Source organism: Streptomyces specialis (assembly GCF_001493375.1).
GTDB classification, from domain to species: domain Bacteria; phylum Actinomycetota; class Actinomycetes; order Streptomycetales; family Streptomycetaceae; genus Streptomyces; species Streptomyces specialis.
Genome location: NZ_LN929757.1, coordinates 154,529 through 173,865 on the forward strand (window position 1 = coordinate 154,529; position 19,337 = coordinate 173,865).

The window sequence follows — 19,337 nt, forward strand, 5'->3', positions numbered from 1 at the left end:
CCCGTGACCAAGAGCCCCCCGCTGCCGCCCCCCGTCGCCGCCGCGTACCGCTACTGCGAGACCGTCGCCGCCCTGAACTCCAGGAACTTCAGCTACGGTGTGCGCCTGCTGCCGTCCGGCAAGGTGCTCGCGCTGACGGCCGTGTACGCGTTCTCCCGGCGCGTGGACGACATCGGCGACGGCGGCCTGGACACGGACGTCAAGCGGGAACGGCTGGCCGGGGCCCGCGCGCTGCTGGACCGGGTCCGCGCCGGAGCCGTCACCGAGGACGACACCGACCCCGTCGCGGTCGCCCTCGCCCACGCGGCCGGCGCGTACCCCCTCCCGCTGGACGCCCTGGACGAGCTGATCGACGGCGTGCTGATGGACGTGCGCGGCACGACCTACGAGACGTGGGAGGACCTGCGCCTGTACTGCCGCCGCGTCGCGGGCACCATCGGCCGCATCTCGCTCGGCGTCTTCGGCGTCCGGCCCGGCGCGCCCGACGCGGACCGCGCCGCCGAGTACGCCGACACCCTCGGGCTCGCCCTGCAACTCACCAACATCCTGCGCGACATCCGCGAGGACGCCGACAACGGCCGCACCTACCTGCCCGCCGAGGACCTGCGGAAGTTCGCCTGCGCCGGGCCCGACCTGCTCGCCCCGGGCCCCGAGGCCGACTTCGCCGGGCTGGTCCGGTTCGAGGTCGTGCGCGCGCGGGAGCTGTTCGCGGAGGGCTTCCGGCTGCTGCCGCTCCTCGACCGCCGCTCCGCCTCCTGCGTCGCCGCCATGGCCGGGATCTACCACGGGCTGCTGGACCGCATCGCCCGCGACCCGTCCGCCGTGCTGCGCGGCCGGGTCACCCTGCCCGCCGCCCGGAAGGCGCTGGTCGCGGCCCGCGGCCTGACCGGCGTCGACGCCCGCCCGGCCGCCCGGCGGGCGGGGACATGAGCACCGCGCCCGGCCCGGCGCGGGCCGTCGTGGTCGTCGGCGGCGGGCTGGCCGGTGTCCCCGCCGCCCTGGACCTGGCCGACCGGGGGCACCGCGTCACCCTGGTCGAGACCCGGCCCCGGCTCGGCGGCCTCGCGTTCTCCTTCCGCCGCGACTCGCCCGTCGGCGCGCTGCGCGTCGACAACGGGCAGCACGTCTACCTGCGCTGCTGCACCGCCTACCGCGGCTTCCTCGACCGGATCGGCGGCACCTCGCTGGCGCCGCTCCAGACCCGTCTCGATGTCCCGGTGCTCGACCCGGGCACCGGGCGGCTGGGCCGCATCCGCCGCACCGCGCTGCCCGTGCCGCTGCACCTGGGCGCCTCGCTCGCCCGCTACCCCCACCTCTCGCCGGGCGAACGCGTCTCCGCCGCGCGCGCCACGTTCGCCCTGCGCCGCCTCGACCCCGACGACCCCGCGCTGGACGGGCAGGACTTCGCGGGCTGGCTGCGGCGCCAGGGCCAGACCGACCGCGCCGTCGAGGCGTTGTGGGACCTGATCGGAGTCGCCACCCTCAACGCCCGCGCCGGGGACGTCTCCCTCGCGCTGGCCGCCATGATCTTCCGCACCGGGCTGCTCACCGAACCCGGCGCGGCCGACATCGGCGTCCCCCGGGTGCCGCTCGGCGACCTGCACGACACCCTCGCCCGCGCCGCCCTCGACCGGGCGGGGGTGACCACGCTCCTCGCCACCAGGGCCGGCCGCCCGCGCCGCGCCCCCGGCGGCGGCTGGCGGGTCGCCCTGGCCGCCCGGGGCGGGCGGGACCGGCACGAGCTGACCGCCGCCGCCGCCGCCCCGGCCGCGCCGCCGGGCCCGGCGCCCCGGCTGCTGCCGGAGGGCGCGCTGGACCACCCCGGCCGGCTGCCGCGCATCGGCACCGCGCCCATCCTCAACGTGCACGTCGTCCTGGACCGGAAGGTGCTGCGCCGCCCGTTCTTCGCGGCCGTCAACAGCCCCGTCCAGTGGGTCTTCGACCGCACCACCTCCTCCGGTCTCTCCGGCCTGCCCGGCGGCGCCCGTGCCCAGTACCTGGTGCTGTCCCAGTCGGCGGCGGGGGAGGAGATCCAGCTCCCGGCGGACGTGCTGCGCAAGCGGTACCTGCCCGAACTGGCCCGGCTGCTGCCGCCCGTGGCCGGGGCGCGGGTCCTGGACTTCTTCGTCACCCGCGAACGGGCCGCGACGTTCGCCCCCGCGCCCGGCGTCGGCCGGCTGCGGCCGGGGGCGGTCACCCGCGCCCCGGGGCTGACCCTGGCCGGCGCGTGGACCGCCACCGGGTGGCCCGCGACGATGGAGGGGGCGGTGCGCAGCGGCCTGGCCGCGGCCCGCGCGGTGGCCGGCGGCGGGTCGGCCCCGACCCGCAGCGACGACCGACACGAGGAGAGTGTGTGAACCCGGCACAGCCACTGAGCGGCGCCGCCGTACCGGCACTGCTGGAACGGGCGCGGGCCCTGGTCGCACCGGCGCTGCGCGCCGCGGTCGGCCGCCTGGCCCCGCCCATGAACACCGTCGCCGCCTACCACTTCGGCTGGATCGACGCCGAGGGCCGCCCCTCGGACAGCGACAGCGGCAAGGCGGTGCGCCCGGCGCTCGCCCTGCTGTCCGCCGAGGCGGCCGGGGCCGCGCCGGAGACCGGCATCCCCGGTGCCGTCGCGGTCGAGCTGGTGCACAACTTCTCGCTGCTCCACGACGACCTCATGGACGGCGACGAGCAGCGCCGCCACCGGGACACCGTGTGGAAGGTGCACGGCGCCGCGCAGGCCATCCTCGTGGGCGACGCGCTCTTCGCGCTGGCCAACGAGGTCATCCTGGAGGACGGCACGACCGAGGCCGCCCGCGCCGCGCGGCGGCTGGCCGCCGCCAGCCGCAAGCTCGTGGACGGCCAGGCCCAGGACATCGCCTTCGAGCACCGCGAGCGGGTCAGCGTCGCCGAGTGCCTGGAGATGGAGGGCAACAAGACCGGGGCGCTGCTCGCCTGCGCCGCGTCCATCGGCGCCGTGCTGGGCGGGGCGGACGAGCGGCTGGCCGACACCCTGGAGCTGTTCGGCCACCACCTGGGTCTCGCCTTCCAGGCCGTGGACGACCTGCTGGGCATCTGGGGCGACCCGCGCAGCACCGGCAAGCTGACCTGGAGCGATCTGCGGCAGCGGAAGAAGTCGCTGCCGGTCGTCGCCGCGCTGACCGCCCAGGGACCCGCCGCGGAGCGGCTGACCGCGCTGATGACGGCCGACGCGAAGAAGAGCCAGCAGGAGTTCGACGACTTCGACGAGGCGGAGTTCGCCGTCAGGGCCGCGCTGATCGAGGAGGCGGGCGGGCGCGAGTGGACCGCGGCGGAGGCGCGGCGGCAGTACGACGCGGCCGTCGCTGCGCTGCACGGGGTCGCGATGCCCGACGCCGTCCGGGAGCGGCTGCTCGCGCTGGGCGACTTCGTCGTCGTCCGGCAGAAGTGACCGGCTCCCGGGCCGGTGTCCCGCGCCCCGGTGTCCCGGGGCCGGATCAGCCGTCGGTGAGCAGCCGCCCGCGCAGCCGTTCGCGGTCGGCGGCGGTGAGGCCGAGGCCCTCGGTCAGGTAGCGCTCGGTGCCGCCCCAGGCCGCGTCGATCTCGTCGAACGCCGCCTGGAGGTACTCGGCGCGGGCGTCGAACAGCGGGGCGAGCAGCTCGGCCACCTCGGCGGACAGCACGGTGCCGCCGCCCTCCGTGGCCGCGCCGCGCCGTACCAGGTACCGGCGGTGCGGCGCGTTGGACTTCAGGTAGTCGGCGGCGATGGACTCGCGTTCCACCCCCAGCGCGAGCAGCGTCACCGCGACGGTCAGCCCGGCCCGGTCCTTGCCGGCCGAGCAGTGCATCAGCACGGGCACGGAGCCGTCGGCCAGCGCGCGGATCACCCGGCCGTGCTCGGCGGGCTTGTTCCGGATCATCCAGCGGTACGAGTCGACCATCCGCCCGGCGGCCTGCCCGTCGTCCAGCGCGGCGCGCAGCTCGGTCAGGCTCCCGTCGCGGACCAGCGCCCAGAACTCGCCGCCGTCGGCCGGATCGGTCAGCGGCAGGTTCACGTTGCGCACGCCCGGCAGGGCGACGTCCTGCCCCTCCAGCGCCTGGTCGGCCGAGTTGCGGAAGTCGAAGACCGTGTGCAGCCCGAGCGAGGACAGGAACGCCTGGTCGGCCTCCGTGGCACGGGCCAGGTGACCGCTGCGGTACAGCCGGCCGTGCGCGACCCGCCGTCCGTCCACGGTGGGCAGGCCGCCCACGTCGCGGAAATTGCGCACTCCCGTCAGCACTGTCTCGGCAGACTGCTGCTGCGTCACGGGCTCTCCCTCCGTAGCGGCCAGGCTTCCAGGCTGACCATACGACAAGCCTCGTTGTAACAGTGCGGCCATACCACGCAACGTTTCACCGGTGACGGCGGGTGAGCGTCAGAGTGAATCCCTCGGGCATCAGGGTGAGGCGCTCGACGACCTTCAGCCGGTAGTCGGCGTGGTCGTGCAGGTCGTAGCGGCGCAGCAGCGTGCCGAGCACCAGCGTCGCCTCGTGCAGCGCGAACTGCCGGCCGATGCACGCCCGCTCCCCGGTGCCGAACGGCTTGAAGACGTGGCCCGGCCGGGCCCTGACCCGTTCCGGCAGGAAACGGTCGGGGTCGAAGCGCTCGGCGTCGTCGCCCCACACGGACGGGTCCCGGTGCAGCACCGGGATCAGCACCAGGGCCCAGGCGCCCGCGGGCATCGGGTACCGCCCGCCCAGCAGCGTGTCCTGGCGGGCGGCGCGGACGAAGCCCGGCGCGGTCGGCCACAGCCGCAGGGACTCGTCCAGCACCCGGCGCACGTACCGCAACTTGCTGACCTGCTCGTACGCCGGGACCTCGGCCTCGCCCCAGACCCGCTCCACCTCCTCGCGCGCCCGGGCCATCAGCTCCGGGTGCTTGGCCAGGTAGTACAGGGCGAACGACAGGGCGCCGGAGGTCGTCTCGTGGCCCGCGACGAGGAAGGTGATGACCTGGTTGCGGATGTTCGCCACGTCCAGGCGGTGGCCCGTGCCGGGCTGGGCCGTGTTCAGCATCAGGCCCAGCAGGTCGTCGGTGCGGGTGTCGCCGGCGGAGACCCGTTCCCGGATGATCTCGTCCACCACCGACGCCATGTACCCGGTGTACGCGGCGTTCCGCCGGTCGGCGCGGCGGGCCTGGAACCGGCCGATCACCGGAGCCGTCACCACCCGCTGCTGCGCGGTGCTCAGGGCGCCGACCATCGCCGTGACGAACGGATGCGGCTCGTCGCGCTCGAACGACCCGAAGTCGTAGCCGAACCCGGTGTTCCCGATCGTCTCCAACGTCAGCTTGGTCATGTCGCCCGACACGTCCACGGGCGTCCCGGCGTCCGCCCGGGAGTCCCAGACCTCCGTCAGCCGCGCGGCCATCTCCAGCATCGTCGGGTGGTACCGCCGCATCGACTCCTGGGTGAACGCGGGGGCGAGGATGTCGTGGGCCCGCTGCCAGTTCGGCTCCTCGTTGTGCGCCGTGAACAGGCCGTCGCCGCCGACCGAGCGCAGGGCCCTGACCCCCAGGACCACGCGTTTGGCGAACCGCGACTCGTCCACCAGCTCGGCGACCAGATCGGCGCCGGAGACGAAGACGATCTGCTGGCCGAAGATGTTCCGGTGGAAGATCGGGCCCAGCTCGGCGGCCAGCCGCATCGAGCCCTGCACCGGCCGCTTGGGGGAGGTGGCCAGGATGTCGCCCAGGAACGGAACCCGGCGGCGGGGGTGGGGGATCTCGGCGATCCCCGGCCAGGACACGTTCGTGGTGGTGGTGGTCGCGGTCGCCGTCACGGTGCTTCCCCCTCGGACCGGGTTATTGAACTCGATTCAACAGAACCTTCAGCTCTCGCCGGACCGGTGTCAAGTAGTCTGTCGGGGTGACCGAGAAGGCCGTGCGACAACCGGGTGCCGGACGGGCCCGCACCCGGCTGGACACCGAGCGGCGGCGGGAGCAACTGTTGCGGGTGGGCGTTCAGTTGTTCGCCGAGCGCCCCTACGAGGAAGTCTGGATCGAGCAGGTCGCCGAGCTGGCCAACGTCTCCCGCGGCCTGCTGTATCACTATTTCCCCACCAAGCGGGACTTCTTCCTCGCCGTCGTCCGGCGCGAGGGCGAGCGCATCCTCGCCATGACCGACGCCGACCCCGGCCTCCCCACGGACCAGCGGCTCATGGCCGGCCTCGACGTCTACCTCCTCTTCGCCGAGGAGCACTCCCAGGGCTACCGCGCCTTCCACCGCGCCATGGCCACCGGCGACCCCGAGATCCGCGCCATCTACCAGGAACTGCTCGACGCCCAGGCCGCCCGCATCGTCGCCGCCCTGGAGCACGTCCCGTGCCCGCGCCCCGACGCCCTGCGGCTGGCCGTGCGCGGCTGGCTGTCGTTCGTCACCACCGTCTGCCTGGACTGGCTGGAGACCCGCCGGCTGACCCGCGACGACGTCCGTGACCTGTGCGCCCGCGCTCTCCTGGGCGCCGTCGGCGGCTGAGCGCCACCCCCCTTCCGCACCGCCTTCCACCCCCCGGCCCTTATCCACATCTGCCCCCGCCCCCCGACCGGGCACCTGCACCTCCCGCGCTCGACGCGCGTGCTTACGATCCAACGGACTTTCTTTCTGTTCAAGCGGAGGAGGCCATACGAGATTTCTGCCGGTCTCGTGGGCGGGGAGATGGGTATAGTGTATAGGAGCCAGGGTGAGCGATATGCCGACCGGGCTGCCGACCGATGTGTCCTGGCTGCTGACCCGCCTGGTGGAACGGGTTCCGCACGCCCGCGGCGCCTGCCTGCTGTCCGTCGACGGCCTGCTGCGGGCCGCCCACGGCCTTCAGGCCGACACCGCCGAACATCTGGCCGCCGTGGCCTCCGGCCTCCACGCCCTCGCCGGCGCCGCCGGCCGCCGCCTCCCCGACTGCGGGGCCGCGCGCCAGGTCGCCGTCGAGCTGGAGAACGCCCTGCTGTTCGTCTCCGCCACCGGCCAGGGCGCCTGCCTGGCGGTGCTCGCCGGCCGGGAGACGGACGCCGCCCTGCTGGGACACGAGATGACCCTGCTCATCAGGAGCGTGCGGCCGGTCCTGGCCGCGCCGCCCCGCCGATGCGCGGAACGGTGGGACGCGTGACCGACCCCGCCCCGGACGACCTCCTCATCGACGACGAGGCGGGCCGCCTGACCCGCCCCTACACCGCCAGCGGCGGCCGGACCCGGCCCGCCGCCCGGCTGGACCCGCTGACCCGGGTGAAGGCCACCGGGCGCGGGATCCGCCGCCAGGCGGGACCCGACCACGACCTGGTGCTCGGCCTGTGCCGGCGGCCGGTCTCGGTGGCCGAGATCGCCGCCCGGGTACGGCTCCCGGCCACGGTCACCATGGTCCTCCTGTCCGACCTGCTCGCCTGCGGCGCCGTGACGGTCGACGCGCCCGCCCCGGCGCGCGGCGCCCGGAGCGAACGCGCCCTGCTGGAGGCGATCCTCCACGGGCTGCGCGAACGGCTCTGACGCCCCGCCCCGCCCCCTTTCCCGCCTCCGGTCCCAGCCAGCGAAGGAGCGCACCATGCTGACCATGACATATGCGGCGTACGGCCGCATGATCCGGGACTGATGTGTCGTTAGCGACGGCCCCCCCCCCCCCCCCGCCCCCCCCCCCCCCCTCCGCCGGCAGCGCCAGAGGTGTATAAGAGCCAGTCCCCCCCCCGCCGGACCGCCCCCGGCGCATGCCCTGCCGCAGGTCAAGCCGACGGGCCGTGGCCGGAGTTTCCCGGCGCTCATTCACTCATTGGGAGGTGGCGAAGGGTGGCGAATGCCGGAACTATGCCTGTTCGCCTCCCTGTTGACCCATAGCGTTGCCTTACGCACAACTTGGCCCGCCTGATGGGACCCGCCTGATGAGGACAGCGAGGCCACAACAGCTCCGCCCCCGGGCGCGCCCCTTCCGCGACGGCCGGGCTGCCGCGGGCGGGCCGGCGGGCGGGGCGTGCGGCTCCTGGCACCACCTGCCGCGGCTCGCGGTGGTCCCCGCCGCGCTGGTCGCCGTCATCGCCGCCACCACCGTGGCGTACGTCCTGGGCGACGAGCGGCGCTCCGGCACGCACCGCGGCGACGGGCTCCTGTGGGGCGTCCTGGCCGGAGCCGCCTGCCTCACCGCCGCGGTGCTCGCCGTCGCCGCCTCCGTCGCCGCCGCCCGCGGCCGGGCGCTCGCCGCCCGGCTCGCCGCGCTGCGCAGACAGGCCGCCCAGGGGCGCGTCGAACTCCAGGCGCTGCTCGCCAAGGTCGAGCGCGGCGAACGCGTCCGGCCACCGGACGGACCCCCGCCGCCCGTCTCCGGCGAGGATCCCCTCGACCGGCTCCGCTGCGAGATCGCGTCGGCCCGGCACGCCGCCGAGTCGGCCGTCTTCCAGGCCGCCGCCCGGGCGACCGCGGCGGGCGGCGGCGACGAGCGGGTCGAGGTCTTCGTGCACCTCGCCCGCCGCATGCAGTCCTTCGTCCACCGGCAGATCGAGTACCTCGACGAGCTGGAGGCCGAGGTCGAGGACCCCGAACTGCTGAAGGGCCTGTTCCACCTCGACCACCTGGCCACCCGTGTCCGGCGCCACGCCGAGAACCTCGCCGTCCTCGGCGGCGCGGTCTCCCGCCGCCAGTGGAGCCGCCCGGTCTGCGTCTCCGAGGTGCTGCGTTCCTGCGTCGCGGAGGTCGAGCACTACGCGCGGGTCCGGCTGGTGCCCCCCATCGAGGGCACCGTACGCGGCCACGCCGTCGCCGACGTCGTGCACCTGCTGGCCGAACTCGTGGAGAACGCGACCGAGTTCTCCGCGCCGCGGACCCAGGTCCTGCTGCGCACCCAGTGGGTGGCGGCCGGACTCGCGGTCGAGGTCGAGGACCGCGGGCTCGGCATGACCGCCGACGAGCAGCGCCGGATGAACGCCGTGCTCTCCGGCACCGAGCGCCTCGACGTCACCGAACTGCTGGACGCGGGCCGGGTCGGGCTGTTCGTCGTCTCCACCCTCGCCCGGCGGCACGACATCGTCGTCCAGTTGCAGAGCAACATCTACGGCGGCGTGCAGGCCGTGGCCGTCCTGCCGCACGAACTGCTCGGCGACGAGGTCGCGGGCCGCCTCACCCCCGGCCTGGCCACCGGGGCGCCGCCCGATCCCCCGGAGGAGCCCCGGCCGCCGCTGCCGCGCCGCAGGCGCCGGGAGCACCTGGTGCCCCACCCGGCCGACGGCGCCCCGGCCGAGCCGTGCCCCGAGGCGCCGGACCCCGGCCTGCTGGCCTGTCTCCTACACACATCTGCCGCCGCCGCCGAAGCGGATATTGTATTCCCCGGGTACGCCCGGGTCTTTCCCACCAAACTTACACCACCGCCTGCCGACCCTTTCATCCACGGTGTTCCCAACCCCCTCCGCCGGCAGCGTCAGTTGTTTAAAAGCGCTCACCCCCGAGGACCCGCATGTGCCGTGCCGGATCAGGCGCCTGAGCGAACTCGGCATCGGCCTCGGCACCGAGCCCGTCCCCGCGTTCGACGCGGCGGCGCGCGCCCTGGCCGGCGCGGCCGGGTCGCCGTGGGCGGCGGTGACGTTCCTCGACGCGCACCGCCAGTTCCTCCGCGGGCTCCACGGCCCGGACGGCGAGCAGCGGCCCCGGGCGATGGCCAGGGACCACGGGTTCTGCGCGTACGTGGTGGTGCGCGGCAAGGCGCTGGTGCTGGACGACGTGCGGGACTACCCGCGGTTCGCCGGCAACCCCGCCGTGCAGGAGCACGGCGTCCGCTCGTACCTCGGCGCCCCGCTCCTCGACCCGTCGGGCATGGCGCTGGGCACGATCAGCGTGTTCGACCGGATGCCGCGGCCCTGGGGCAGGCGGGGCCTGGAGACCATCAAGGCCGCGGCGGCCGAGCTGACCGGCCGGATCCTCGCCGCCGCGCCACCGGGAGCCGGCGGCGCGGACTGAGACGGCGGACCGGCGAAGGTCACTCCTCCTGGCCGCCGAACCGCTCCCGGTAGGCGGCGAGGTCGTCCTCCGTGATCTTGGCGAAGAGCACCGGCGGAACGGTGAACGGCGTCCCCGCCGGCACCGCGTCCAGCGCCCGCGCCTCCCCGGGCGCGACCCAGCGCCCCACCGGCCGCTCCAGCGCGAACACCGACCGCAGCGCCTCCGCCGTGAACGGGATGATCGGCTCGGAGACCACCGCGTAGAGCTGGATGAGGTTCATCGCCGTGCGCAGCGTCAGCGCGGCGGCCTCCTGGTCGCTCTTGATCTCCTGCCAGGGAGCCTTCTCCTCCAGGTAGGAGTTCCCCGCGCTCCACAGGGCGCGCAGCGCGAAGGCCGCCTTGCGGAACTGGAGCGCCTCCAGGTGCTCCTCGTACTCCGCCAGCAGCCGCGCGCCCTCCTCGCCGAGCCGCCGCTCCGCGTCGCCCGCCGCGTGCCCGGCCGGCACCGCGTCACCGAACCGCTTGCGGGAGAACGACAGCACCCGGTTCACGAAGTTCCCCAGGGTGTCCGCGAGGTCCTTGTTGACCACCGACGCGAACAGCTCCCACGAGAACGACGCGTCGTCCGACTCGGGCGCCCCCGCCATCAGGAAGTACCGCCAATAGTCGGCGGGCAGGACCTCCAGGGCGGCGTCCGCGAAGATGCCGCGGTTCTGCGAGGTGGAGAACTTCCCGCCGTAGTACGTCAGCCAGTTGAACGCCTTGACGAAGTCGACCTTCTTCCACGGCTCCCGGGTGCCGAGCTGGGTGGCGGGGAACATCACCGTGTGGAACGGCACGTTGTCCTTGGCCATGAACTCGGTGTACCGCACGGAGTCGTCCGCCTCGTACCACCACGAGCGCCAGTCGCGCTCCTCGCCCTCACCGGCCGCGTCCGCCCACTCCTTGGTCGCGCCGATGTAACCGATCGGCGCGTCGAACCAGACGTAGAAGACCTTGCCCTCGGCCGCCAGCTCGGGCCACGCGTCGGCCGGGACGGGCACGCCCCACTCCAGGTCACGGGTGATCGCGCGGTCGTGCAGGCCCTCGGTCAGCCACTTGCGGGCGATGGACGACGCCAGCGTCGGCCACTCCTTGCCGTTTTCGTCGACGAACGCCTCGACCTCGCGCTCCAGCTTCGACTGGAGGAGGAACAGGTGCTTCGTCTCCCGCACCTCCAGCTCCGTGCTGCCGCTGACCGCGGAGCGCGGCTGGAGCAGGTCGGTCGGGTCGAGGACCCGCGTGCAGTTCTCGCACTGGTCGCCGCGGGCCGCCTCGTACCCGCAGTAGGGGCAGGTGCCCACGATGTAGCGGTCGGGGAGGAACCGGCCGTCCGCCAGCGAGTACACCTGGCGGGTCGAGCGCTCCTCGATGAACCCGTTCTCCTTCAGGCGGCGGGCGAAGTGCTGGGTGATCTCGACGTTCTGCGCGGAGGACGTGCGGCCGAAGAAGTCGAAACGCAGGCCGAAGGCGTCGTACACCGCCTTCTGGGCGTCGTGCTGCCGGGCGCAGAACTCGGCCACCGGCAGACCGGCCGCCTTGGCGGCCAGCTCGGCGGGCGTGCCGTGCTCGTCGGTCGCGCAGATGTAGAGCACCTCGTGGCCGCGCTGCCGCAGATACCGCGCGTACACGTCGGCGGGGAGCATCGAGCCCACCATGTTCCCCAGGTGCTTGATCCCGTTGATATAGGGCAGCGCACTGGTGATGAGGTGTCGGGCCATCCTCGGATGCTCCAATGGTTGAGTAGAGATAGCGGGGTGAAAGACGTCACCGACCGTGACGGATCGCCGAAATGGACTTCACTCATCCTACCGAGCCGCCGACCAGCGCTCCCACGCGGTTTTCGCCCGTCCGGCCGTGGCGGGTGATCGGGATGCTGAGCGGTACCTCGCACGACGCGGTGGACGCCGCGCTCGCCGAACTGACGTTCTCGGGCCCGGAGATGGGCGGCGAGATCGTGCTGCGTCCGCGCGGTCTGCACACCGAGCCGTTCCCCGCCGCGCTCCGCGCGGATCTGGCGCGCTGCCTGCCGCCGGCCACCGTCACGCTCGCGGACGTGTGCCGGCTGGACACCGCGCTGGGCCGGTTCTTCGGGGAGGTCGCCGCCCGCGCCGACGCCGCCCTGGCGGGCGGCACGGCGGACCTCGTGGTCTCCCACGGCCAGACCGTCTACCACTGGGTGGACGGCGCCCACGCCCTGGGCACCCTCCAGCTCGGCTCCGCCGCCTGGATCGCGGAGGCCACCGGGCTGCCGGTCGTGTCCGACCTGCGCACCCGGGACATCGCCCGGGGCGGCCAGGGCGCGCCGCTCGCCGCCCTGCTCGACGCGCTGCTGCTGCTCGGCGGCGGCGGCGCCCCGGCGGGCGCGGCGCTGAACCTCGGCGGCATCGCCAACATCACCGCCCGCGACGCGGACGGCCGGATCGTCGCCTACGACCTGGGCCCCGGCAACGCGCTCATCGACGCCGCCGTCGCCGACGCCACCGGGGGCGCCGCGCGCATGGACACCGGCGGCGCCCGGGCGGCACGCGGCACGGTCGACCGGGAGCTGCTCGCCCGCCTGCTGGCCGAGCCGTACTACCGGCTGCCGCCGCCGAGGACCACCGGCAAGGAGCTGTTCCCCGCCGCCTCCCTGCGGGAGCGCCTCCCCCCCCCGGCGCCGCCCGCCGACGACGTGGTGGCCACCGTCACCGAGCTGACCGCCGAACTGGTGGCCGCCGCCTGCCGCGCGCACCGGCCGGACCGCCTGGTCGTCTCGGGCGGCGGCGTGCGCAACCCGGTCCTCATGGGCCGCATCGGGGCCCTGGCCGCGCCGGTGCCGATCGTGCCCGTCGAGGAGTTCGGCCTGCCCGCGCAGGCCAAGGAGGCGTACCTGTTCGCGCTGCTCGGCTTCCTCACCGTGCACGGCCTCGCCGGGAACGTGCCGTCGGCGACCGGTGCGAGCGGTCCCGCCGTCCTGGGCTCGCTCACCCCGGGCGCCGGTCCGTTGCGGCTGCCGGAACCCGAGACCCGGCCGCCGCGCGCGCTGCGGATCGCGCCGTGAGACCGCTCGCGCCGCCGAACGGGCCGGGTCAGACCGCCTCCGGCAGCCGTTCCGGCGGGCCCGGCTTGGCGTAGTACCAGCCCTGCGCCGAGTCGCAGCCCAGCTCCCTGAGCTGCTCGGCCTGCGCTGAGGTCTCCACGCCCTCGACCGTCACCGAGAGCTGGAGCGTGTGGGCGAGCGAGACGATCCCCTCGACGATCTTCAGATCGACCGGGTCGGCCGGATCCCGCTGGAGCCCCTGGGTGAAGGAGCGGTCCAGCTTCAGCGTCGTCGCGGGCAGCCGGCGCAGGTTCGCCAGGTTGGAGTACCCGGTGCCGAAGTCGTCCAGCGCGATGCCCACCCCCAGCTCGGCCAGCTCGCGCAACGGGCGCAGCTCGTTCTCGTCGGCGCTGATCATCGCCGTCTCGGTGACCTCCAGGCAGAGCGAACTCGGTGGCAGCCCGGCCTCCTCCAGCACCGCGACCGTGTCCTCGACCAGCTCCGGGTGGTGGAGCTGGCGGGGGGACAGGTTGACGTTCACCTTCAGGGCCCGCGTGCCCCCTATGCCGCGCACCTGCCACTGGCACGCCTGGCGCACGGCCTCCTGGAGCACCCAGCGGCCCAGCGGCACGATCAGCCCGGTGTGCTCGGCGAGCGGGATGAAACGGTCCGGGCCGAGCACGCCGTGCCGGGGGTGGCTCCAGCGCACCAGCGCCTCGGCGCCCTCCAGGCTGCCGTCCTCCATCTTGACCAGCGGCTGGTACTCGATGAAGAACTCCGCGCCCTTCAGCGCGGCCGGCAGGTGGTGGGTGAGGTGGTGCCGGCTGATCGCGCGGGCGTCGGAGTCCGGGTCGGCCACCGCGTACCGGTTGCCGCCCTCCGCCTTCGCCCGGTACATGGTGATGTCGGCGCTGCGCAGCACCTCGGCCGAGGTCAGGTGCCGGGTGGCGCCCTCCACGATGCCGATGCTGGCCCTGACCAGCAGCTCCCGGCCGCCCACCTCCACGGGGGTCGCCAGCGCCTCCAGCGCGTGCTCGGCGACCTCGACGACGGCCTGGGACGACGGCGGGTCGATGACCAGGGCGACGAACTCGTCGCCGCCGATGCGGGCCAGCATCTGCCCGGGTCCTGAGACGCACGCCTGGAGCCGTTCGGCCACGGCGATCAGGAGCTGGTCGCCGACGGCGTGGCCGAGGCTGTCGTTGACCGCCTTGAAACCGTCGAGATCCAGGTAGCACAGCCCGATCCGGGCCGGGCCCGAGCCGGGGGCGAGGGTCTGCTCCAGCCGCTCGAAGAACAGGGAGCGGTTGGGCAGGTCGGTCAGGGCGTCGTGGGTGGCCTGGTAGCGCAGCCGCAGGTTCAGCAGGCGCCGCTCGGAGACGTCCTCCAGCATCGCCAGCATGTACCGCGGCCTGCCCTCGGCGTCGCGCAGCAGCGAGACGGTGAGGTTGGTCCACAGCACGGTGCCGTCGGTGCGGTGGTAGGGCTTCTCCACCTGGTAGTGCTCGCGTTCGCCGCGCATCAGCTCGCGCTGCATCCGCCACACCTCGGGGGAGTCCTCGGGGTGCGTCCAGCTCAGGACGTTGCGGCTGCGGACATCCTGCTCGGAGCCGCCGAACATCTCGGCGAGCGCGTCGTTGACGTCGAGGATCGTGCCGTCCATGTCGGCGATCCCTATGCCGAGCGGGGCGTCCTTGAACACGGCGCGGAACCGCGTCTCGCTCTCGTGCAGCGCCTTGGCGATCTCCGCCTGGGCGGTGAGCGCGGCGCGCGAGACCGCCTCCTGCTCGGTGCGGGTCCGCTCCTGGAGGGCCCCGGCGAAGCCGGCGGAGACGGCGTGCTGGAGGCGGGCGCAGCGGCTGCGGCCCTCCTCCGGGCTCAGCCGGTCCGGGTCCGCGCAGTACAGCAGCAGATAGGAGTCGATGACGCCGAGGACACCCGGGAGCGCCTCCGGCGCGGTGCAGTGGGCGGCGACGAGGGCCTTGCCGACCGCCCGGCCCGGGGCCGGGTCGAAGCGCGGCGCGTGCAGGGCGTCGGAGAGGCGGCCGGCCAGATCCAGCAGGAGCGCCTCGAACTGCGGCCTCGTCATCGACGTGGCGGTGGCCGGATACACGGCACGGCACCACAGGGTGGCGAAACGCCGCAGGCCGTCGGGGGATGGCGAGGGTCTCACGCTTTGCGTCCTACTCCCGCGTAGCCGGCGTACACGTTCGGATCCTCCTGGTCGGACGGGCTCTCCGGCCGCCAGTCCGGCATCGGGACCAGGCCGGGCGCGACGAGCGGGAAGCCGTCGAAGAAGCGGGCGATCTCCTCGCCCGAGCGCATCGCGAAGGTGGCGCCGCCGTCCCGGTAGATCCGCTCCAGCTCGGCGCCCTGCTCGCGGGTGGCCGGGGCGTGGTCCATGGAGGCGTGGCTGAGGATCAGCAGGCTGCCCGCGGGCAGCGCGTCCCGCAGCGTGGCGACCTTCTCCCGAGGCTCGTCGCCGTCCCCGAAGAAGTGGAGGAGCGCCACCAGCATCAGGGCCACCGGCCGGTCGAGGTCGAGGAGCCGGTGGACGGGGTCGCTCTTCACGATCGGCAGCGGGTCGAGGAAGTCGCCGTGCAGGATCTCCGCCCGGTCGTCACCGTCCAGCACCGCCCGGCCGTGCGCGACGGCCACCGGGTCGTTGTCGACATACACCACACGGGCGGCGTCGCTCGCCGCGCCCGCCACCTCGTGGACATTGCCGAAGGTGGGGATGCCGGAGCCGATGTCGAGGAACTGGGTGACGCCTTCGGAAATGGCGTAACGCACCGCGCGGCGCATGAAGGCACGATTCGCCTGGGCGATCTTGGGAATCCCCGGGAAGGCGTCCATGGCCCTGCGGGCGGCCACGCGGTCCGCCTCGAAATTGTGGGAACCGCCCAAGTAGTAGTCGTACATGCGGGAAACACTCGGGACGGACAGATCCATGCCCGGCGGCGCCCATGCCGGTCGCTCCATCGACGCCTCCAATGTCCCCTGCATATGCGCGAATTGGCCCCCGAGGGACGAGAGTACTGACTCCGCGGCGGTTGAGGGAAGGAAACGCCGGATCAACATCCCCCCGCTGGGGGATTACCTGGGTATCTGTCCCGATAGGTCGGCGGGAATCCCGCCCACATCAGGCCAGATCCTGGCCGGATCGACGGCGACCGGTTCCCGGGGAACCGTTCCCCGGGAACCGGTTTCACGAAGAGCGGCGCGCGCCGGTCAGAGCGAGACGCCGTTCTGCCGGAGGTAGGCCAGCGGGTCGACGTCCGTGCCGAACGACTCCCCGGTGCGGACCTCGAAATGCAGGTGCGGGCCGGAGGAGTTGCCCGTGGAGCCGGAGCGGCCGAGCTGCTGGCCGCTGACGACGGGCTGGCCCTCGGAGACGGAGATGGCCGAGAGGTGGGCGTACTCGCTGTACATCCCGTCGGCGTGCTTGACGATCACCTCGTACCCGAAGGAGTCCGACCAGCCGGCCGAGACGACCTGGCCGTCGGTCACGGACTTCACCGAGGTGCCGGTGGCGACCGGGAAGTCGACGCCGGTGTGGTAGCCCAGGGACCAGGAGCTGCCGGTGGCGTGGTAGGCCGTGCCGACGCCCGCGCTGACCGGGGCGGTGTAGGCGGTCTGCTGGGACTGCGCCTCGCGTTCCGCCTCCGCCCGCTCGGCCTCCGCCGCGGCCTGGGCCTCGGCTTCGGCCGCTTCCGCCTCGGCCTGCTCGCGTTCCCGCTGCTCGGCCTCGGCGCGCTCCTGCTCCTCGCGCTCCTCCTGTTCGCGCTGTTCGCGCTCCTCCTGCTCCCGTTGCTCCTGCTCCCGCTCCTCGTCCGACGCCTCGGCCTCCGCTTCCGCGGGCTCGGCGGGCTCTTCGGGGGACGCGGAGTCGGGGGCGGCCTGGTCGTCCAGGGCGAGGCGCTGGCCGGGGAAGATCAGGTTCGGGTCGGAGCCGACCGTGGCCCGGTTCAGCTCGTACAGGGACTGCCAGCCGCCGCCCACGCCGTTCGACTGGGCGATGCCGAACAGCGTGTCCCCGCTGACCACCTCGTACAGGTCGCCGCTGTCGGCGGCCGGTGCCTGCGGGCGGGTAAGGGTCTCGGTCGCGGCCGGTGCGGCGGCCGGTGCCGCCTGGGCCGCCGCGGGCGCGGTCCCGGGTGACACGTCGGGGGTGACCCCGTCGCGGGTCAGGCCGGCGACGTCCGAGCAGGTGGGCCACGCGTCGGGACCCTGGCCCTCCAGCACCTTCTCGGCGACGGCGATCTGCTGGTCACGCGTCGCGAGGTCGGCGCGCGGGGCGTACTCGGTGCCGCCGTACGCCTCCCACGTGCTCTGCACGAACTGGAGGCCGCCGTAGAAGCCGTTGCCGGTGTTGATGTCCCACTGGCCGCCGCTCTCGCACTGGGCGACTTCTTCCCAGGTGTCCACGGAGGCGGCGCTCGCGCCGGAGGCGCTGATCAGCGGCAGCGCGAGTCCGGCACCGCTCGCGGTGACGGTGAGCGAGGCGCGGGACACGGCACTCGGCCGGTAGCGGCGGTGTCGTCCACGTGCGGTCATGGGCGGTTCCCTCCCCGAGCCGTCTGCTCCATGCCCCGTCAGATGATCTCGTGATCACGGGAGTTGTACGGCGGATCAAAGATAGGGGCCGGGTAACCGCACGGCAAGGGAGCGTGGGCAAGGCGCCATTGGCGCGGTCGGCGCCCGGTGTTACGGTCGATGCGCTCGCCAGGAATCGCACCCAGGGAGCCACGGATGGAAGCCTTGTCGGATCTCGTTCCGCGCCGGGCCGGAGAGTTCGTCGTCGAGCCCCGCGTCCCCTTCGACACCATCGAGCAGGCCGCCCACGCGGCCGACCGCTGCCCCATCAGTTGCGTGTGCACCGGCTCCACGGCCAACTGCCTCGCCACGGGGAACAGCTTCTTCTCCTGAGCCCGTGACGGGCTGGGACGCCGGAGAGCTGCTCCGGCGCGCGGCGGCCTCGGTTCCGGCCGCCGCGCGCGCGGTGTCCGCGCACACCGGGCCGACCTGGGTCACCGTCGTGCCGGACGGGGTGCCGCTGGCGGGACACGGCTGGAAGCTGCACGTCTCCTCGCGCGCCGGGACGTTCCCCGCGCTGGCCGCGCTGCTGCTGCCGCGCCTGCTCCGGGAGCGGTGCCACTTCAAGCTGGCCCGCTCGGAGGCGGCGCTGGCCCGCGTCAACAGCGGGCAGGAGTCCCCGGCCGCCGTGGGCAAGGCCGTCACCGTCTATCCGGAGGCGGCGCGGGTGCGGGATCTCGGGCTGGCCCTGGCGGCGCTGGCGCGCGGGCACGAGGGACCGCGGGTGCTCAGCGACCGCCGGATCGCGGCCGACGCCCCCGTGTACTACCGCTACGGCCCGTTCGTCGCGCACTGGGTGCCGGGGGAGCGGGGCGGTCTCGGGATCCGGATCCCGGGCCCCGGCGGGGAGTGGTTCGACGCGGTGGCGACCCTGGAGTACCGGCGGCCGTCCTGGGCCGCCGACCCGTTCTCCGCCGGAGCCGGAGCCGGAGCCGGGCCTGACGGACCTGACGAATCTGTCGGCGGGGGGGGACCGCCGCTGCCCGGCGGGCGGGACCGCCCGACCCGGGGCATCCACCAGGCCGCGCAGGGCAACGTCTACCGCGCCGAGGACACCGCGACCGGCCGGCCGGTCGTGGTCAAGCAGGCCCGCGCGCACGTGGGGGAGGGGCGGCGCGGCGACGCGCGGACCCGGCTGCGCAACGAGCGCCGGGTGCTGGCCGCCTGTCGGGACGTCGCCGGCGTGCCCGCGTTCGTGGACCACTTCGCGCACGGCCCCGACGAGTTCCTCGTCACCTCGGACGTGGGCGCGCTGAACCTGCTGCACCGGGTGCGCACCGGCGGCGCGCTGCCGCCGGGAGACCTGCGCCGGCTCGCGCGCCGGGTCGCGGGCACCGTCGCGGCGCTGCACGAGCGGGGCGTCGTGATGCGGGACGTCACGCCGCGCAACGTGGTGCTCGGACCGGACCGCGCGTTCCTCGTCGACTTCGGTCTGTCCGCCCTCGACGGCTTCCATCTGCCGGGCGGCACGCCGGGTTTCGCCCCGCCCGGCCAGTTCCGCGACGAGCCGCCGGACCCGGCCGACGACTGCTTCGCGCTGGGCATGACGCTCGGCTACGCGGCGACCGGGATGCTGCCCCTGAGCGGCGTCGCGGACCGGGCGCTGGCGCGGCGGCGCATGCTCCAGGGGCTGGACGCGGCCGGGGCGGGGCGCGCCACGGCGGGCGGCGGCGGCGGGCTGGAGGGCGGTGGCGCGGTGGAGGGTGGCTAGTAGACAAAACTCCGAGGCCGAGAGACAGGCAGGGACATAGGATGGCGGATACATGTTGG

At 74.2% G+C, this 19,337-nt stretch carries 16 protein-coding genes and 1 pseudogene; 11 read left to right on the forward strand and 6 right to left on the reverse strand.

What is annotated here, in order from left to right:
* The first annotated feature begins 3 nt into the window (after positions 1–3).
* The 3 genes from hpnD to BN2279_RS01975 are packed head-to-tail and all read left to right on the forward strand — an operon-like array spanning position 4 to position 3,415.
* The gene (gene hpnD / locus BN2279_RS01965) at positions 4–930 is read left to right on the forward strand and encodes a presqualene diphosphate synthase HpnD (RefSeq protein ID WP_059006010.1); all 927 of its coding nucleotides are present in this window, start codon (positions 4–6) and stop codon (positions 928–930) included.
* Positions 927–2,357, forward strand: coding sequence for a hydroxysqualene dehydroxylase HpnE (hpnE, locus tag BN2279_RS01970; RefSeq protein ID WP_059005936.1), 1,431 nt, complete (start codon positions 927–929; stop codon positions 2,355–2,357). Before hpnD ends, hpnE begins: the two co-directional genes overlap by 4 nt.
* Positions 2,354–3,415 (forward strand): polyprenyl synthetase family protein, encoded by a 1,062-nt coding sequence (locus tag BN2279_RS01975; RefSeq protein WP_059005937.1) that lies wholly within the window; start codon positions 2,354–2,356, stop codon positions 3,413–3,415. Before hpnE ends, BN2279_RS01975 begins: the two co-directional genes overlap by 4 nt.
* A 46-nt stretch (positions 3,416–3,461) precedes the next feature.
* On the opposite strand, the gene BN2279_RS01980 is transcribed toward BN2279_RS01975, so the two are convergent.
* Positions 3,462–4,271, reverse strand: coding sequence for a tyrosine-protein phosphatase (locus tag BN2279_RS01980; RefSeq protein WP_059005938.1), 810 nt, complete (start codon positions 4,269–4,271; stop codon positions 3,462–3,464).
* Between the two features lie 85 nt (positions 4,272–4,356).
* Positions 4,357–5,784 carry a cytochrome P450 gene (locus tag BN2279_RS01985; protein ID WP_104530899.1) on the reverse strand — a complete coding sequence of 476 codons (1,428 nt, stop codon included), beginning with the start codon at positions 5,782–5,784 and terminating at the stop codon, positions 4,357–4,359.
* 86 nt (positions 5,785–5,870) lie between these two features.
* Between BN2279_RS01985 and BN2279_RS01990 the strand changes: the two genes are divergently transcribed.
* From BN2279_RS01990 to BN2279_RS02010, 5 genes and pseudogenes are all read left to right on the forward strand, one after another.
* Positions 5,871–6,479 (forward strand): TetR/AcrR family transcriptional regulator, encoded by a 609-nt coding sequence (locus BN2279_RS01990; protein ID WP_059005939.1) that lies wholly within the window; start codon positions 5,871–5,873, stop codon positions 6,477–6,479.
* A 214-nt stretch (positions 6,480–6,693) separates the two neighbouring features.
* Positions 6,694–7,107: a roadblock/LC7 domain-containing protein gene (locus tag BN2279_RS01995; RefSeq protein ID WP_059005940.1), complete on the forward strand. Its 414-nt coding sequence runs from the start codon at positions 6,694–6,696 to the stop codon at positions 7,105–7,107.
* The gene (locus tag BN2279_RS02000; RefSeq protein WP_059005941.1) at positions 7,083–7,481 is read left to right on the forward strand and encodes a DUF742 domain-containing protein; all 399 of its coding nucleotides are present in this window, start codon (positions 7,083–7,085) and stop codon (positions 7,479–7,481) included. Before BN2279_RS01995 ends, BN2279_RS02000 begins: the two co-directional genes overlap by 25 nt.
* Before the next feature lie 971 nt (positions 7,482–8,452).
* A pseudogene (locus tag BN2279_RS31125) lies at positions 8,453–9,004 on the forward strand (ATP-binding protein); the annotation flags it as partial.
* Positions 9,005–9,365: 361 nt separating this feature from the next.
* Complete coding sequence (locus BN2279_RS02010; RefSeq protein ID WP_059005943.1) at positions 9,366–9,929, forward strand: GAF domain-containing protein; 564 nt, start codon at positions 9,366–9,368, stop codon at positions 9,927–9,929.
* A gap of 19 nt (positions 9,930–9,948) precedes the next feature.
* On the opposite strand, the gene metG is transcribed toward BN2279_RS02010, so the two are convergent.
* Entirely contained in the window at positions 9,949–11,670 is a 1,722-nt protein-coding gene (gene metG, locus BN2279_RS02015; protein WP_059005944.1) for a methionine--tRNA ligase, read from the reverse strand.
* A 152-nt stretch (positions 11,671–11,822) separates the two neighbouring features.
* Here metG and BN2279_RS02020 point away from each other — a divergent pair, with 152 nt between their 5' ends.
* Positions 11,823–12,992, forward strand: a complete 1,170-nt coding sequence (locus BN2279_RS02020) for an anhydro-N-acetylmuramic acid kinase (RefSeq protein ID WP_059005945.1) — start codon at positions 11,823–11,825, stop codon at positions 12,990–12,992.
* 28 nt (positions 12,993–13,020) lie between these two features.
* Here the strand turns inward: BN2279_RS02020 and BN2279_RS02025 are convergent, their stop codons facing one another.
* From BN2279_RS02025 to BN2279_RS02035, 3 genes are all read right to left on the reverse strand, one after another.
* Positions 13,021–15,144, reverse strand: a complete 2,124-nt coding sequence (locus BN2279_RS02025; protein WP_059005946.1) for a putative bifunctional diguanylate cyclase/phosphodiesterase — start codon at positions 15,142–15,144, stop codon at positions 13,021–13,023.
* Complete coding sequence (locus BN2279_RS02030; RefSeq protein ID WP_059005947.1) at positions 15,141–15,953, reverse strand: SAM-dependent methyltransferase; 813 nt, start codon at positions 15,951–15,953, stop codon at positions 15,141–15,143. Before BN2279_RS02030 ends, BN2279_RS02025 begins: the two co-directional genes overlap by 4 nt.
* Before the next feature lie 249 nt (positions 15,954–16,202).
* Positions 16,203–17,528: a transglycosylase family protein gene (locus tag BN2279_RS02035; RefSeq protein WP_059005948.1), complete on the reverse strand. Its 1,326-nt coding sequence runs from the start codon at positions 17,526–17,528 to the stop codon at positions 16,203–16,205.
* Between the two features lie 195 nt (positions 17,529–17,723).
* Between BN2279_RS02035 and BN2279_RS29005 the strand changes: the two genes are divergently transcribed.
* Together BN2279_RS29005 and BN2279_RS02040 are read left to right on the forward strand one after the other, a co-directional pair.
* Positions 17,724–17,900, forward strand: coding sequence for a hypothetical protein (locus BN2279_RS29005; protein WP_159037020.1), 177 nt, complete (start codon positions 17,724–17,726; stop codon positions 17,898–17,900).
* Between the two features lie 4 nt (positions 17,901–17,904).
* Positions 17,905–19,278, forward strand: coding sequence for a class III lanthionine synthetase LanKC N-terminal domain-containing protein (locus BN2279_RS02040; RefSeq protein ID WP_059005949.1), 1,374 nt, complete (start codon positions 17,905–17,907; stop codon positions 19,276–19,278).
* Positions 19,279–19,337 lie beyond the last annotated feature (59 nt).